Here is a 14,813-nt window from a genome sequence, read left to right as displayed (position 1 = left end):
ATAGTACTGAATATCAATGTACAGCAAGATACAGAGTCCTGTGATCATTTCGCTTCCTGCGAAAGGTCACAGGGCTTTTTGAAATTTAAGGATATACAATTCTACGTTTACATCTGCAACAGCAGGATCATCCCTGTCGAGGAGAAGCTTTTCTTTCGAGTTGTGGTGGAAAGAGAAGTGCAGTGTTGAATGGAAAATTAATCCTGACGGCGAATCGTTTTTATGCTAAAATGAATGAATAATAATATATTCATTCACATAAGCCTTGTTGTAGCTGCATATTTATCAATTGCCTTGGTCAAGCATACGCCTCAGTGTAACGGTCCATGGAAGGAGGACTAAAGATGAATAAAGCCATGACGGCCCAGTCTGTTCACTATGGGATGGGTACAGAGATGATCCACAAAGTTTTCAGCGATCATGGGGAAGAAGCACTCAGAGCTGTCGAGTATGAAGCTGAAAGGCTTGAAAACCTACTAAGCCGCTTTATACCCGATAGCGAGATTAGCAGGGTCAACAGGTCAGCGGGGATGAAATGTGAGAAGTTGAGTCCGGATACCTATGAGGTGCTGTCGCTTGCTGCTGAGTTTTCAAATTATAGTGATGGATGTTTTGATGTCACTATCGGCCCCTTAGTAGATCTATGGAATTATAAGAATTCATCTGAAATTCCCGATGAGGTAAGAATCACAGAGGTTCTTCGTGTGGTGAATGCTGCAGATTTGATGTTAGATCCTCATGAAAAGACTGCTGGACTTCAAAAAGTGGGGCAGTCCGTTGATTTAGGGGGGATAGGCAAAGGATATGCCAGCGATAAGTTTGTAGAGCTGTTTAAGAAATTTGGTATCTCATCGGCTTTCACAAACATTGGCGGAAATGTGGCAGCTGTGGGAGTGAAGCCGGATGGTTCCCCTTGGCGTGTAGGTATCCGTCACCCCAGGCAGAATAATCGATTGATTGGAGCTGTGCTTGTAGCGGACAAAGCTGTGGTTACCTCCGGGGATTATCAGCGATTCTTCATCGATCGTAAGGGGAAAAGGCGTCATCATATCCTGAATCCGCATACCGGATATCCGGCGGAATCAGGTTTGATCAGCGTGACCATTGTTGCTGATAACGCTACGCTTGCGGATACGTTGTCTACTTTGATATTTGTAGCCGGGATGAATAAGGGGATTCAGCTTCTTACAAGCTTCCCTGGAACCGAAGCGGTTCTCGTGGATACGGACTTGCAGGTTCATGTTACCCGAGGTCTCAACAACTGCTTTCAGCCGGAGATGGGGATAAGAGCGAATATCTTAGGATAAAAGACGGGAGTAGATTGCAATGAAACGAAAGGGGAGAAACAAAATGCTAATCGCAGTTATCGTACTGGTGGTACTCGTTGCGGGAGGTGCAGGGGGAGCGTTACTCTTTACTGCTGGGGAACGGCGTGAAGCTAAAAACCTCCCGATCAGAGCACTGGATTTTAAGCAGATTAAGAATGGCACATATGTTGGGGAATATAAGGGAGGTATGTACAAATGGAGGGCCAATAAAGTTCAAGTGACCGTGAGCTCCAGCAAAGTTACAGACATCAAGGTGTTAGAGCAAGCAGAGAAAAAACCGGCTGAGTTCACAGATGAGTTGTTCGGCAGGGTAATCCGGGAGCAGTCGCTGCAGGTAGATACCATAAGTGGTGCAACGCTCACCTGCAAAGCTTTTCTCAAAGCGATAGAAAATGCGCTGGATTAATCAAGGAAATCATTACAAGGAATCGAGAGGAGCATCCGATGATATTTTACTTTTCGGGAACCGGGAACTCGTTATATGCTGCTAAAAATATAGCCCTTCATACGGGTGAAGAGTTAATTTCCATATCTGCCGCAGAGAACACAGGCAATGAATGCAATGAATATAATCTGAAGGATCATGAAATTATTGGATTTGTCCATCCTACTTATTCGTGGGGACCGCCTGGAATTGTCCTTGAATTTATTAGAAAGCTTAAGCTGAACAATTACCAGGGGAACTACGTTTTTTCCGTCGCAACCTGCGGAGGCAGCATCGGCAATTCAATGAAAGTAATGAAAGATTGTCTGAGCAGAAAAAAGATAAAATTAAACAGCGGATTTTCTATCAAAATGCCAAATAATTTTATCATCATGGGCGATGTAGATTCCAAAGAAGTGGAGCACCACAAGCTATCTGCGGCAGAGGAGGCTCTAAAACAAATCAACCATGACATTGAGCAAAGAACAACAGGAGCATTCAGGATAGATAAAGGCAAGTTTCCGTGGGTATTAACCGGTATTATAAATCCGATGTTTGCTAAAAAGGCCATTGATCCGACCAAGTTTCAGGCAGATGATAGTTGTATCGGCTGTGGTACCTGTGAGCAGGTCTGTAACTGCAATAACATTCAAGTTTCTGAAAAACCGCAGTGGGGGAAAAATTGTACGCTATGTTTGGCGTGTATTCATTATTGCCCCGTCAAAGCCATTCAATATGGCCAAAAAACCGAAAACAAAGGAAGATATACAAATCCCCATATAACTATTGCTGAATTTATAAATGAAAGATGATTGTACAAAAAACGTTACTAGCCCTCATCTTGGTGACAAGGTGTGGGTTCTTTTGTGTCCCGGTGATATATGAACAGTTGATAATTTAATACAACCCCTGACTACAGTTGACAATTGGTTAACCTTTCGAAGGTAAGATTGGTTAAAGATCTTTATAACAAGGAAGGGGTTTATAATGAAAAAGCTGATGAAGAGTGTGGTAATTGGAGGATTGGCAGCAGCTGTAGTTTCAGGAGCTACACTGGCCGGAGCGGCACAAAGTGCCAAAACTTCTGGGGGAGCTGCAAAAGCCCAGTCCAAAAATCTTATCGTACTAATTGGTGACGGCATGGGTCCGGCCCAAATTTCTGCCGCAAGATATTTTCAGCAATACACCAAGGGAGTCAGCCATCTTAATCTTGATCCGTACTACGTGGGACAAGCGACTACATATGCAGACCGTGGTGAGGACGGCGGGAAAATCGTTTCGGGGATCGTTACAGATTCCGCCTCAGCCGGTACTGCATTTGCTACAGGCCACAAAACATACAACGCAGGCATCAGCGTTTCCAATGAAGATGTATCCAAACCGTTTGCCTCCATTATTGAGGCTGCGGAAACGAGCGGCAAAGCAACAGGACTTGTTACCACAGCCCGGATTACTCACGCGACGCCAGCTGTCTACGCCTCGCATGTCCGCAGCCGTGATAATGAATCGGCGATTGCCTCGCAATACCTGGAGAGCGGTGTAGATGTTCTGATGGGCGGGGGCAAGCAGTTTTTTGTAACCAAAGATGAAAAGGGCAAACGGACGGATAAGAACATCCTCCCTGATTTTAAAGCCGAAGGCTACACTGTAGTTGAAAATAAAACAGCCTTAAATGCGCTTACCTCCAAAAACAGCAAGGTGCTGGGCCTGTTCGGCAGTTCCCATGTGGCTTATGTTCCGGACCGTACAGCGGAAATTCCCAGCCTGGCGACAATGACCTCCAAAGCGCTGAATATTTTATCAGCGGATAAAGAGGGTTTTGTAATGATGATTGAAGGCGGACGGATTGACCATGCCGGTCATGCCAACGATCTGCCGACACTTGTCCAGGAGGCACTCGACTTCGATGCCGCGGTCAAGACAGCGATTGATTTCGCGAAGAAAAACGGCAACACCTCCGTTGTGGTTACAGCCGACCATGAAACGGGTGGACTGTCCCTCTCCCGCGACAACATTTACGAAATCAATATCGACCTGTGGGATAAGCAAAAACATTCCTCGGAAAGCCTGGCTGCCGCTCTGGAAGCAGCACAGACACCGGAAGAGATCCGCAGCATCGTAACAGCCAATACATGGATTACCGATCTTACAGACGAAGAGGTTGCACAAATTATGGAAGGCGACGGGTCTTCGTATAAACGTGAAGGAGCCTACAATGCAGTGGTTTCCAAACGTCTGCTCGTGGGCTGGTCAGGCCATGGCCATTCCGCAGTAGATGTGGGTGTCTGGGCTTATGGTCCGATTGCGGAGCAGGTAAAAGGACAGGTGGACAACACCGAGATCGCGAAGGCGGGTGCCAGCATACTGGGCCTTGATTTGAACAAACGTTCCGCAGAGCTGCAATCCCAATACGTTTATCCGAAGTTCAAAATCAGCCGCGACAACAAAGTACTTTATCCTGCTGAAGCTTTGATCAAGGCGCTGGGAGGCACTTACAAAGGGGATGCTGCTGCTGCGAAGCTGACATTGCAGAAAAATGTAATTGATGTGAATCTGACAGACAAAACCGCTAAGCTGAACGGCAAGGCTGCTTCTTATATCGTTGATATCGATAACGGCGTATTGTACCTGCCGCTTAGTGCATTCAGCCAGCTGAAGGGCACAACCTTGACTTGGGATGCCTTGTCCGAACGTATTAAATTGAGATAGGAGTGGCTCTGTTGCTCCAAATTCACGATTTGAAAAAGCAATTTCGTGTAGACGGAAGAAATGTGCCGATACTGGATATTCCTGAATGGAGTGTTGAAAAAGGAGAGAACGTAGCGATTACCGGACCCAGCGGGTCCGGTAAAAGCACTCTTTTGCATCTGATCAGCGGAATTCTGCTGGCCGACAGCGGCGGGATTGTCGTGGACGGCAAGCCGTTACGCGAGCTCACAGAGGCGAAGCGTGATGCTTTCAGGGCTTCCAATATCGGGTATGTGCTGCAGGATTTCCATCTGATCCCCTCATTGACGGCAAGGCAGAATGTGGAGATCGCTATGACCGCAAAGCTTCCGCTTAAGGAGAAAAGAAGGGTAGTCGACGATTGGCTGGATCAGGTAGGTCTGGCAGACCGGGGCCGGCATCTTCCCTCCCAGCTTTCCCGCGGGCAGCAGCAGAGGGTAGCGATTGTGCGGGCGCTGGTGAATGAGCCGCCGCTTGTGCTGGCGGATGAACCCACCGGCAGTCTGGACTGGGAAACGGCAGATGAAATTGCCTCGCTTTTACTGGATCTCAGCGTCGCTCATGGACATACCTTAATTGTTGTAACGCATGATCTCAATATGGCGAACCGTTTTCCCCGCTGTCTGAACATTCAAGAGATTAACCGGATACGCCGGGAATCAGCGCCCAAACTCCAGAGCAGCCGGGAGAAACGGAAGAGGGAATTGTATGAGTCTCTTTAAATTAACACTGCGTAATTTGCTGCATCGGCGGTTTCTGTCGCTGTTGACGGTATGTGCGGTCGCAGTTACGGTTGCTTTTATCGTCCTGCTATCCTTGTCCCGGCAAAGCGTTGAGCAAGGCGCCAAAAAAGGGTATGGCCCCTTCGATCTCGTAATTGGCGCAGCCGGCAGTGAAACCCAGCTTGTGCTGAATACCTTTTATCATATCGGTGCTCCGACAGGCAATATCCCGCTTGCTGTTCTGGATCAAGTGGAGCAGGATCAGGATGTGGATAAGGCCTTTGCGATGACAACGGGAGATAATTATAAAGGGTTTCCGATCGTCGGCATGGACTCCGGATATTTTGTTACCCGTTACGGCGACCGTAACCTTCAGGACGGGAATTTATATGCGCACACCGGTGAGACCATTATTGGATCGTATGTGGCGGAATCTCTGGGTCTGCACATTGGTGATACATTTACGGGCGCACATGGACTTGTTCAGGGAGACAGCCATGAAACTGCGGAGGCGGAACACACAGAGGAGCATGAGGAGGAGCATGAGGAAGACCATGCTGCCGAGGCGGCCGGAGATTCGCCGGACGAAGCACATGACGAAGAACATGGCGAAGAACACGCACATGAAAGCTTCCAGTATACCGTTGTGGGCATTCTTCCGGCCCTCAATACCCCTGATGACCGCGCAGTATTTACGACCGTAGATTATGCCTGGGCCGTACATGGCTTGCCTCCTGAGGAGCGGGAGATTACAGCCGTGCTGGTTAAACCGGCCAGTCTGCTTGGGGCCCATGATTTGAAAGAGGTGCTGGATGGCAGTAATGGAGTTCAGGCTGCCTATACAAGCCAGGCGGTTTCCGACGTGCTGAACGCTGTTGATCAGGGAGCACAGCTATTGAGTGTGCTCACGGCATTATGCGTAATTCTGGCAGCGATAGCGATCCTGCTGTCTTTGATTGCCGCAGTCGGGGAACGTACCAAGGATGTGGGGCTATTGCGTCTTCTCGGCAAATCCAGAGCCTATGTATGGTTGACCTTAACGAGCGAAGGTCTGCTGGTGACAGCTACCGGACTTATCGCCGGACTGCTGCTGGGTCATCTTGGCGCTTTCCTGTTGAAGGATGCACTGTTCGCCCAAGCTGGCATTCAAATTGAACCTTATCAGTGGACACCTGATCATTGGCTTATTGCTGCAGGGGCGCTTTCCATTGGTCTGCTGTCTTCGCTGGGGCCTGCATTCCGGATGTACCGGATGCATCCTCTTGCTTTGTTCAAATCCTAGGAGGTACATTCACTTGATAACATTAAAGGGTAGGTTGATCCTGATGACGGCTGCTATTACAAGCATGGTGCTGCTTCAAGCATGCGGCCAGAACAGTGCAGCTGATGGCGGTGGAGAGTCCTTTGCTGCTGCGGTGGAGGCGGACAGTCCGGTAACAGAGGATGTGGCACAATCACCCGAAGCTACACAAGTACCCATAGTTCCAAAAGAATCACCGGCAGCTTCGCCAACCGTGGAGCGCTCTCCAGAAGCCGCCACGGCCACAGCTGGACCTTCACCGGAACCCGAACTGGCTGCGGCGCCATCCATCGCACCAAGTACATCCAAACCTTTGCCGAAACCTTCTGCTCCAGCAGCAGTTATTCAGGATACATCGAAGAAGACTGTAGGCTCCAGCAAGAGTAATAGCAAGAGCCCGGCATCTACAGCACCTGAAACGAAGTCAAAGGCTAAAACAGGTGAAGCAGACAAGAACGGTGGAAAGAGCAGCGCTGTATCTCCGTCTCCACAAGCCAGCTCTCTCCCTGAGGTCAGCCCTGCCCCAACCGCAACCGCAGTGGCCCAATTGAAGACTTCCTCCACAGGCCACACTGCCATTGATTGGAACGGCTTCTTTGACGGCAGCGACCAGACCCGCCCCTCGGAGCAGTTTTGGGATCTCAGCGGCAGCGAGGTTACGATTAAGGGCTTTATGGGCGAAGTCCTCTCCTTTGAGAAGAACTGGTTTCTGCTGATTCCAGAGCCCGGAGCGGAGTGTCCCTTTGATAATGGGGATGAGACCTACTGGAACAAGATTATGATTGTCTTTGTGCCTGAAGGCAGCAAGCTCCGGCATACCTCCGGCCCACTGCAAATTACCGGACGTCTGGACGTGGGCATCAAGATTGACGAGTCGGGCTACAAAACGATGTTCCGGCTTTATGATGCCTCCTTCAAGAGTATTTAAAGGAACTAATAAAATGAGTAATACCAGCCTTTGTATACCTTATGGGGATACGGGGCTTTTTTTGGGTTTATAGATTGGATAATTTCTAATATATTAGAAGGTAGATTACCACTTATGGAATGGAAAGGATACCTACCTGTGAGACAAGAAACAATATTGCTAGTGGACGATGAGCGGGAGATCGTTAACCTGATGGATATTTATTTCTGCAACGAGGGTTATCGGCTGCTCAAAGCCTTTGACGGACAGGAAGCGCTGGAATATTTAAAAGAGGAGAAGGTGGACCTCATTATTATGGATGTGATGATGCCCAAGATGGACGGGATAGAAGCCTGCATGAAAATCCGTGAAGAGCAAAATATGCCGATCATCATGCTGTCCGCCAAAAATTCGGATATGGATAAAATTCTTGGACTCAGTATAGGTGCCGACGATTATGTCGGAAAGCCGTTTAATCCGCTGGAGCTTGTGGCCCGGGCCAAATCACAGCTGCGCCGCTATCATAAATTCAACAAGGATACCCAACCAAGGATGAATGACAATGAGCTGATCTTCGAGGATCTGGTCATCGACATATTGAAACACGAGGTTTGTGTGGATGGACGTAAGGTAAGGCTGACACCCCGTGAATTTTCTATTTTGGAGCTGCTGGCAAGACATCAGGGTCAGGTGCTCAGCATGGAGCAGATTTACAGGAATATCTGGAATGAGCCTTTTCTGGACGGAGGCAGCACGGTTATGGTACATATCCGCAATATCCGCGAGAAAATTGAGCTGGATCCGAAGCAGCCCCGTTATGTGCAAACTGTATGGGGGATCGGGTATAAATTGGACGGGCCATCCTGAGAACTTGAGGTGATAATGCTGTGAATGCAAAATATATAAGTACTATCCGCTGGAAATTCATTTGGGCGTTTATTCTCAGCATGTTGTCAGGAGCCATCCTGTTATGGGGAGGTTACCGGCTGGTGAATTCTCTGCTTCACATGAACACGAGTTCACCGTCGGCACCCTATTCCCTGGTTTTGAAATGGATTATTAACCATATTGGCTCAGTGCCGGTAATGACAGCCGTAGGCATTATCAGCTTTTTGGTGTTCTTTTTTTTGTACACGCGAAAAGTAGTATCCTATCTCGAAGAGATCACACAGGGGATTCAGCAAATCACCAAACTGGGAGAGTCACACCGGATTGAAGTGCGGACCAGTGATGAGCTAGGTGTACTAGCAGAGAATATTAATATTATGTCTGAACGGCTGCAGCAGTCCCTGCTTGAAGAGCGTAAGGCGATCCAGGCCAAAAATGAGCTGATTACCGGGGTCTCTCATGATTTGCGCACTCCGCTGACCTCGGTTTTGGGTTATCTGGATTATATTGAGCAGGACCGCTGCCGGGAAGAGACAGAGGTGCGCTATTATGTAGGCATTGCTTATCAGAAAGCACTGGTGCTGCGTAAGCTGATTGATGATCTGTTCGAATATACCCGTGTCAACAGTGGAGGACTGCCGCTTGCAGCAGAACAGCTGGACCTCAAGGCGTTCATCCGGCAGCTGGCGGAAGAGGCGGTTCCAGAGCTTGCCCGGGCAGGCATGGCCTATGAGCTGGTGGACCATACAGAATCCTTATGGATTCAGGGAGCGCCTTACGAGTTGCTGCGCGCTTATGAAAATTTGATTACCAATGCCATCCGTTACGGGCGTGAAGGGAAAAAACTGGAGATCGTACTCACCCGGGAAGGGGATGAAGCGGTCGTGCGGATCAGCAATTTTGGAGAAATGATTGCCGAAAGCGACCTCCCGCATATTTTTGAACGATTCTACCGGGCTGAACGCTCACGTTCCCGGCATACCGGAGGTTCGGGGCTGGGACTTGCTATAGCCAAAGGGATTGTGGAACGCCACCATGGAGAAATTACAGCCCAAAGCGATGTGAACCGTACCGACTTTATCACCCGCTTCCCGTTGTCTCCAGAGGAGTCTTTAGAGAATCTTTAGAACTTGTGCGGGAGGTTCTTAAGAACTTGCCGGTATTCTATGTGTCATGGAGTAGTAAATGCACAGATACCGGGAGGGGATAAACTTGAGAAGACTAAATACGGTACGAACCGGATATTTGTATGTTATTGGAGGAAGCTTGCTGCTCAGCGGTGGTGTTGTTATGGTGCTACAGGCGGTGGTTTCCTTTCTATATTCGCGGCATAGCGCGGATTCCGGGGCTTTTACAGTCCGCTTATTGCATTGGATGATCAATCATATCGGCAGGTTGCCTTTGGCTGTAATTCTTTTTACCGCTCTTTCCGGCAGTTTTTTTCTGCTGCGTTCGCAAAAATTATCCGATGATTTCAAGGCGCTGCTTCGGGCATCGGATGAGCTTGCGGCGAATGGGTTCTTTAAGGAACTAGAGGTATCCACCGGAGGAGAGCTGGGCAGGCTGGCTGCTAATCTGCGGAAACTGAACAAAGGCCAGCAAACAAAACTCACCGGTACAGCAGAGATTGGATCGGCAGATGCAGAAGAAGCGGGATGGAGCAGTGAAGAGAGTATGGCCCTCATACTAAGGATGAAGACGCTGCTGCGCTTGCTGGATGAGCTGAAGGCTGCAGAAGGAGAGGCCGTTCAGGTGGATGCGATGAAACGTGAAGCGGCGGGCTTGGAGCGGTTCCTTGTGAACCTGATTGCAAAGTGCTGAGCAGAGGGAATACTGGCACCCGGCTCACCCGGCGAAAACTGCTGCGTGTTTTTTATACCGGATTTGATCTTGCGGTAATTGGCGTGTTACTGCTGCTGGCAATGCTGTTTTATGTCCGTGTATATGGAGAGACTGTGGTAAGCCGTCAGGCCGGGAAGCTGGTTTTAGATCAATCAAGCGTCATTACCGACTCAGAGGGGAATGTGCTGCGCCGAATTCCACTGCCGGAATCGGGATATCGGACGATGGCTCAGCTGGAAGAAATGCCGGCGCTGCTGATCGACACTTTTTTGGCAGTCGAGGACCGCCGGTTCTACAGCCATCAGGGACTGGATTATACGGGAATCCTGCGTGCCGCCATTAACAATACCGTGAACTTCAGAGTAACAGAGGGAGGCAGCAGCATCACCCAGCAGTTAGCCCGCAATCTCTATTTAAACAGAGATAAAAATATGCTACGCAAGCTTAACGAGGCCTCCATTGCTACAGCTTTGGAGAAACGGTTGTCAAAGCGGGATATTTTGCAGCTTTATCTGAACCAAATCTATATGGGCCGGGGGCAGTATGGAATAAAGGCGGCAGCAGAGTACTATTTCGGTGTAAGTGACCTCAAAAAGCTGGAGATTTCGCAAATCGCTGCTTTAGCGGCTATCCCGAAAGGTCCTTCCATCTATAATCCTGCGGAGAACAACGCGGTTTCCGAGGGGAGGAGGGAGCTTGTTCTGGGAATCATGCAGCAGCGGGGGCTGATCAGCCCACAGCAAATGGTTGCCGCGCGCAAACAAAAATACCAGCCTCCGGAAGAAGCTGAGACTGAGGTTGCAGGTGCTTCCTATATTGACGCTGTGCTGAAAGAAGCCTCCCGGCTTACCGGTAAATCGAGGGAAGAGCTGCAAACAGGCGGTTACAGGATTAAGACAGGGATGAATACAGACATCCAGAAGACACTGGAGCAAGCATTTCGTAACACAGATGTCTTTCCTCCCGATGGGAAAAACCAGCAGGTCGAGGCGGCCATGGTGATACTCAATCATCACACCGGGGAGATTGCCGCCATGATGGGAGGGCGCAATCCCCAAACGGGCAGCCTTAATCGGGCGATTATTGACGCACGCCAGCCGGGTTCCGCCTTTAAGCCGATTATTGATTACGGGCCTGCGCTGGAAAGCGGCAACTTTACTCCATCGAGTATAGTTCCCGACCGTAAGCAGTCTTACGGGAGTTACAGCCCGGGTAATCTGAATGGCGTATACCGTGGCCAAGTTAGCCTGAACCAGGCGCTCCAGCAATCCATCAATGCTCCGGCCGTATGGCTGCTGAAGCAGGTGGGAATCTGCAGCGCCCGTCAATTTGCCGGAAAGCTGGGGTTAGAACTGCCGCAGGAGGATAATAATCTGTCCATTGCGCTCGGCGGGCTCCACAATGGGGTATCTCATCTGAAAATGGCCCAGGCCTACAGTGTGTTTGCGAGCGGGGGGATGTTTAATGAAGCTCATACCATTAGCAGCATAACCAATGCGCACGGTCGGGTTCTATACAAGCATGTCTCCAGCCAGCGTCAAGTGATCTCGGCGCGAACTGCGGAAAGCATGACGTTCATGCTCCGCAATGCAGTAAATCAAGGAACCGGGAAAAAAGCGCGGATGAACATACCGGTTGCCGGCAAGACCGGAACGACTCAGGCAGCGCTTCCCGGTGTCGACAGCAAGGCTAATCGGGATCTTTGGTTTGTCGGCTACACACTGGATTGGACAGCCGCTATATGGATGGGTTTTGACCGTACCGATAAGGATAACTATATGACTGCGGGCAGCGGGATGGCGGCCGCTTTATTCTCCTCAGTGATGAACAAAGCAATAGCCGTTCGGAATTGAAAGAGGCGCTGGCCGCAGTTATACACGATTTGCTCCAGGCAGCCAGGCGTCTTTGTCGTACCCCCGCTGTTCCCAATAGCCGACATGGTCCTCAGCAATGAGTTCAATCCGGTTGAGCCATTTTACCGATTTATAGGCATACATTTGCGGAGTGACCAAACGTACAGGCCCGCCCAGCTGATTCGGAATCGGCTTACCGTCATGCATGACGGCAACCATAACATCCTCCATTCGCGCCTGTGCGAGTGTCAGGGAGTCCGTATAGACGCCGTCGCCGGAATACAGCTTGACCATCACCGCCTGGCTTTTTACTCCGGCAAGATCAAGCAGTTTGGAGAGGGGCAGACCCTCCCAGGTATTTTTGTAGACAGACCAGCCAGTGACGCAGTGGAAATCACTGACCTGCACCTCGCGCTGCAGCTTGACGAATTCCTCCCAGTTCCAGGTGAACTTCTTGTCCACCAGCCCGTCAATCGTAAATGACCAGCTCGAATTATCGAATGCTGGAATATCGGTTACAGTATATACGCGGAAGTTCCCTTCCGCTCCTCCACCAATCGGTGGTGCTGAATCTGCCAGCGGAATAGGGTCGGGAATTAGTGTGTTGGCATTGTTTGCTGCATAATCCGCGGTGCCGGGCAACTGAAAAGATTTGCCGATCCAGCGGACAAAGGTCGGTCCGAGCGTTACCGCAAGTCCGGCACCCACAGCGACTTTAATGAAACCGCGGCGGGTATACATCGGCTGCTGGACATGGGCTGCTCCCGGCTGTTTCTGCTCATCATTAGAAGCAGATGCTCCATTAGCCGATGTTACCGGTTCTGGTACAATAGAGCGTTTCTTCGGTTCTTTGAGCCATTTGACTCTGGTAATAGAGTGGTAGATAATAACCGGAAGTCCAACCCAAGTCAGAAGATCATGTATAAATAGTGCGGTATTTGCTGCTCTTGGCCCGGCAAGCCTGAATTGCCAGAGTACGACACCCGACACAATCCACCCGATCAATAGGGCCAGCACAAAAATCACATTAGCTTTTTGCCCATTTTTCCCCTTGAGCCTTTTCCAGTGTTTTGCAGCAAGCAGTAAATAATAAATGACCGGAATCAGCAGCACCAGTCCAAACGCGATATGTGCCCATTTTAGCCACACCCTGCCCTCACCCAGAAGCTCCCGCCAGAAACCGCCGACCAGCAATAATCCGCTGAGTGCCAGAAACAGGACCAGCCAGGCATTCCACATATGGATGGAGACAAGCTTCTTCCCGTATCCTTTACGAATGTTCGTGAGTGCTTTCTTCAATTGCCATTCCTCCTCAGCCTTCCGCGCTATGACAATTAGTTCAACTTTTAATTAATTGTACCCTAAAAAAGGGCGGTTGGATAATTCTGCTGGTTGTTAAGAGCTTATATCTTCTGCTGTGAAAAAAGCCCACCCTACTCTAATAGAGAAGGATGGACCCTTATGGACTTATATAGATATAGAAGAGAGACGAAGCGATGAAATCATGCTGCTTATTCAGCGGCCCATTTCTCCAGCGTCTTATCATTGGGTAACAGCAGGGCAAGCAGGCCAAGCAGCGGGAGGAAGCCGCAAGCTATGAACACAGTCGCAATTCCGATCCGGTCGATCAGGTCGCCGATAACTACCGAGCCGATCCCGCCAAGCCCAAAAGCCAGTCCAGTAATCAGTCCCGAGACGGTTCCGATATTGCCCGGATAGAGCATTTGTGCATAAATGACTGTTACTGAGAAGCTGGACAGCAGGACAAATCCGGAGATGATTAGCAGAACAGCGGCCCAGAAATGGTTTACAAAAGGCAGCGCCAGCGCAAAAGGCACAGTACTCACCATAGAGATCAGGATGAGATTACGCCGTCCGAAACGGTCGGCTAGCGGGCCCCCGAAGAAGGTTCCAACTGCACCGGCCGCCAAATACATAAAGATGTATATTTGAGCGTCATCGAGCTTCATTCCGTATTTATCCATTAAGTAGAAGGCATAATAGCCGCCGATGGAGGCGCTGTACCAGGAGCGTACAAACACGATAAAGACCAGGATCACGGTTGCGGTCAGAATGCTTTTGCTGCGAGCAGGGTCAAGCGTGCGTCCAGTCGATTTTTTGCGGAACGTATAGCCTGCATTAAGCATTTCTTGGTACCATTTGGCCACATAGGTCTGTACGGCAATTCCGGCGGCAGCGATTACGGTGAACCCAAGTGCGCCCATCTGCCCAAAGGGAATGAATACCCATTTCATCAAAAGAGGACCCAGCGATTGTCCGGCGTTGCCTCCCACTTGGAAGATGGATTGCGACAATCCCTTGCGCTGACCTGCAGCCATATGAGCTACACGCATGCCCTCCGGGTGGAACGCAGCCGAACCGAAGCCGACAAGCATAACAGAGAAGATGACCAATACGTAATTTCCGGCAAAAGCGAGCAGGAACACTCCGGCGAACGTGCAGCACATCCCCAGAGGGAGCAGGATCGGTCGGGGTTTACGGTCAGCGGCATAGCCGATTATCGGCTGAATCACCGAAGAAGTGATGTTCAGGGCGAAGGATATCCATCCGACCTGTGCATAGGAGAGCAGCATGTTTTCCTTTAAGATAGGAAACATCGCCGGGATAAGCGCCTGAATGGAATCATTGAATAAATGCACAAAGCTAACGGCGAGTAAAATCCGGTAAATAGTATCCTGCTGCAGATTGCGTTGTTCCCGGTCTTTTGCAACTAAAGAGGGAGCAGCGGGTATAGAATTCTTATTCATCTGAGCTCCTTTCAAACGGGTTAATGGGTGAGCATATATATGGAAATACGATAA

General features: G+C 49.7%; 13 protein-coding genes. 11 read left to right on the top strand and 2 right to left on the bottom strand.

Annotated features, from left to right (window positions below; genetic code table 11):
- Positions 1-344: 344 nt before the first annotated feature.
- The 11 genes from MHI45_RS15435 to MHI45_RS15385 all read left to right on the top strand — a co-directional run bounded on the left by MHI45_RS15435 (position 345) and on the right by MHI45_RS15385 (position 11,991).
- A complete protein-coding gene (locus MHI45_RS15435; RefSeq protein ID WP_341119175.1) occupies positions 345-1,307 on the top strand; it encodes an FAD:protein FMN transferase in 963 nt (320 codons plus the stop codon).
- A gap of 19 nt (positions 1,308-1,326) precedes the next feature.
- Positions 1,327-1,734 (top strand): FMN-binding protein, encoded by a 408-nt coding sequence (locus tag MHI45_RS15430; protein WP_076113827.1) that lies wholly within the window; start codon positions 1,327-1,329, stop codon positions 1,732-1,734.
- A gap of 38 nt (positions 1,735-1,772) precedes the next feature.
- Positions 1,773-2,564, top strand: coding sequence for an EFR1 family ferrodoxin (locus MHI45_RS15425; RefSeq protein ID WP_076113826.1), 792 nt, complete (start codon positions 1,773-1,775; stop codon positions 2,562-2,564).
- Between the two features lie 175 nt (positions 2,565-2,739).
- On the top strand, positions 2,740-4,461 hold the full coding sequence (locus MHI45_RS15420) for an alkaline phosphatase (RefSeq protein ID WP_076113825.1): 1,722 nt from the start codon (positions 2,740-2,742) through the stop codon (positions 4,459-4,461).
- Positions 4,462-4,463: 2 nt separating this feature from the next.
- Positions 4,464-5,201 (top strand): ABC transporter ATP-binding protein, encoded by a 738-nt coding sequence (locus MHI45_RS15415; protein WP_231578346.1) that lies wholly within the window; start codon positions 4,464-4,466, stop codon positions 5,199-5,201.
- A complete protein-coding gene (locus tag MHI45_RS15410; protein WP_076113824.1) occupies positions 5,188-6,483 on the top strand; it encodes an ABC transporter permease in 1,296 nt (431 codons plus the stop codon). Before MHI45_RS15415 ends, MHI45_RS15410 begins: the two co-directional genes overlap by 14 nt.
- A 13-nt stretch (positions 6,484-6,496) precedes the next feature.
- A complete protein-coding gene (locus MHI45_RS15405; protein ID WP_256718252.1) occupies positions 6,497-7,429 on the top strand; it encodes a hypothetical protein in 933 nt (310 codons plus the stop codon).
- 192 nt (positions 7,430-7,621) lie between these two features.
- The gene (locus tag MHI45_RS15400; RefSeq protein WP_439823192.1) at positions 7,622-8,275 is read left to right on the top strand and encodes a response regulator transcription factor; all 654 of its coding nucleotides are present in this window, start codon (positions 7,622-7,624) and stop codon (positions 8,273-8,275) included.
- 20 nt (positions 8,276-8,295) lie between these two features.
- A complete protein-coding gene (locus MHI45_RS15395; protein WP_144024468.1) occupies positions 8,296-9,423 on the top strand; it encodes a sensor histidine kinase in 1,128 nt (375 codons plus the stop codon).
- Positions 9,424-9,508: 85 nt separating this feature from the next.
- Complete coding sequence (locus MHI45_RS15390) at positions 9,509-10,117, top strand: hypothetical protein (protein ID WP_076113823.1); 609 nt, start codon at positions 9,509-9,511, stop codon at positions 10,115-10,117.
- Positions 10,111-11,991, top strand: coding sequence for a transglycosylase domain-containing protein (locus MHI45_RS15385; RefSeq protein WP_341119174.1), 1,881 nt, complete (start codon positions 10,111-10,113; stop codon positions 11,989-11,991). The genes MHI45_RS15390 and MHI45_RS15385 overlap by 7 nt, the downstream gene beginning before the upstream one ends.
- Before the next feature lie 18 nt (positions 11,992-12,009).
- On the opposite strand, the gene MHI45_RS15380 is transcribed toward MHI45_RS15385, so the two are convergent.
- A complete protein-coding gene (locus MHI45_RS15380; RefSeq protein ID WP_076113822.1) occupies positions 12,010-13,290 on the bottom strand; it encodes a molybdopterin-dependent oxidoreductase in 1,281 nt (426 codons plus the stop codon).
- A gap of 212 nt (positions 13,291-13,502) precedes the next feature.
- Positions 13,503-14,759 carry an MFS transporter gene (locus MHI45_RS15375; protein WP_038597156.1) on the bottom strand — a complete coding sequence of 419 codons (1,257 nt, stop codon included), beginning with the start codon at positions 14,757-14,759 and terminating at the stop codon, positions 13,503-13,505.
- Positions 14,760-14,813 lie beyond the last annotated feature (54 nt).

The organism is Paenibacillus sp. FSL H3-0321, from assembly GCF_038002865.1.
Taxonomy (GTDB): Bacteria; Bacillota; Bacilli; order Paenibacillales; family Paenibacillaceae; genus Paenibacillus_AQ.
This window is presented reverse-complemented; position numbering and strand designations above follow the sequence as displayed.

Bases quoted from the DNA above. Each gene is read 5' to 3' on its own strand.
- MHI45_RS15435 (WP_341119175.1), top strand. From the start codon at position 345: ATGAATAAAGCCATGACGGCCCAGTCTGTTCACTATGGGATGGGTACA.
- MHI45_RS15410 (WP_076113824.1), top strand. From the start codon at position 5,188: ATGAGTCTCTTTAAATTAACACTGCGTAATTTGCTGCATCGGCGGTTT.
- MHI45_RS15425 (WP_076113826.1), top strand. From the start codon at position 1,773: ATGATATTTTACTTTTCGGGAACCGGGAACTCGTTATATGCTGCTAAA.
- MHI45_RS15375 (WP_038597156.1), bottom strand. From the start codon at position 14,759: ATGAATAAGAATTCTATACCCGCTGCTCCCTCTTTAGTTGCAAAAGAC.
- MHI45_RS15430 (WP_076113827.1), top strand. From the start codon at position 1,327: ATGAAACGAAAGGGGAGAAACAAAATGCTAATCGCAGTTATCGTACTG.
- MHI45_RS15400 (WP_439823192.1), top strand. From the start codon at position 7,622: ATGGATATTTATTTCTGCAACGAGGGTTATCGGCTGCTCAAAGCCTTT.
- MHI45_RS15420 (WP_076113825.1), top strand. From the start codon at position 2,740: ATGAAAAAGCTGATGAAGAGTGTGGTAATTGGAGGATTGGCAGCAGCT.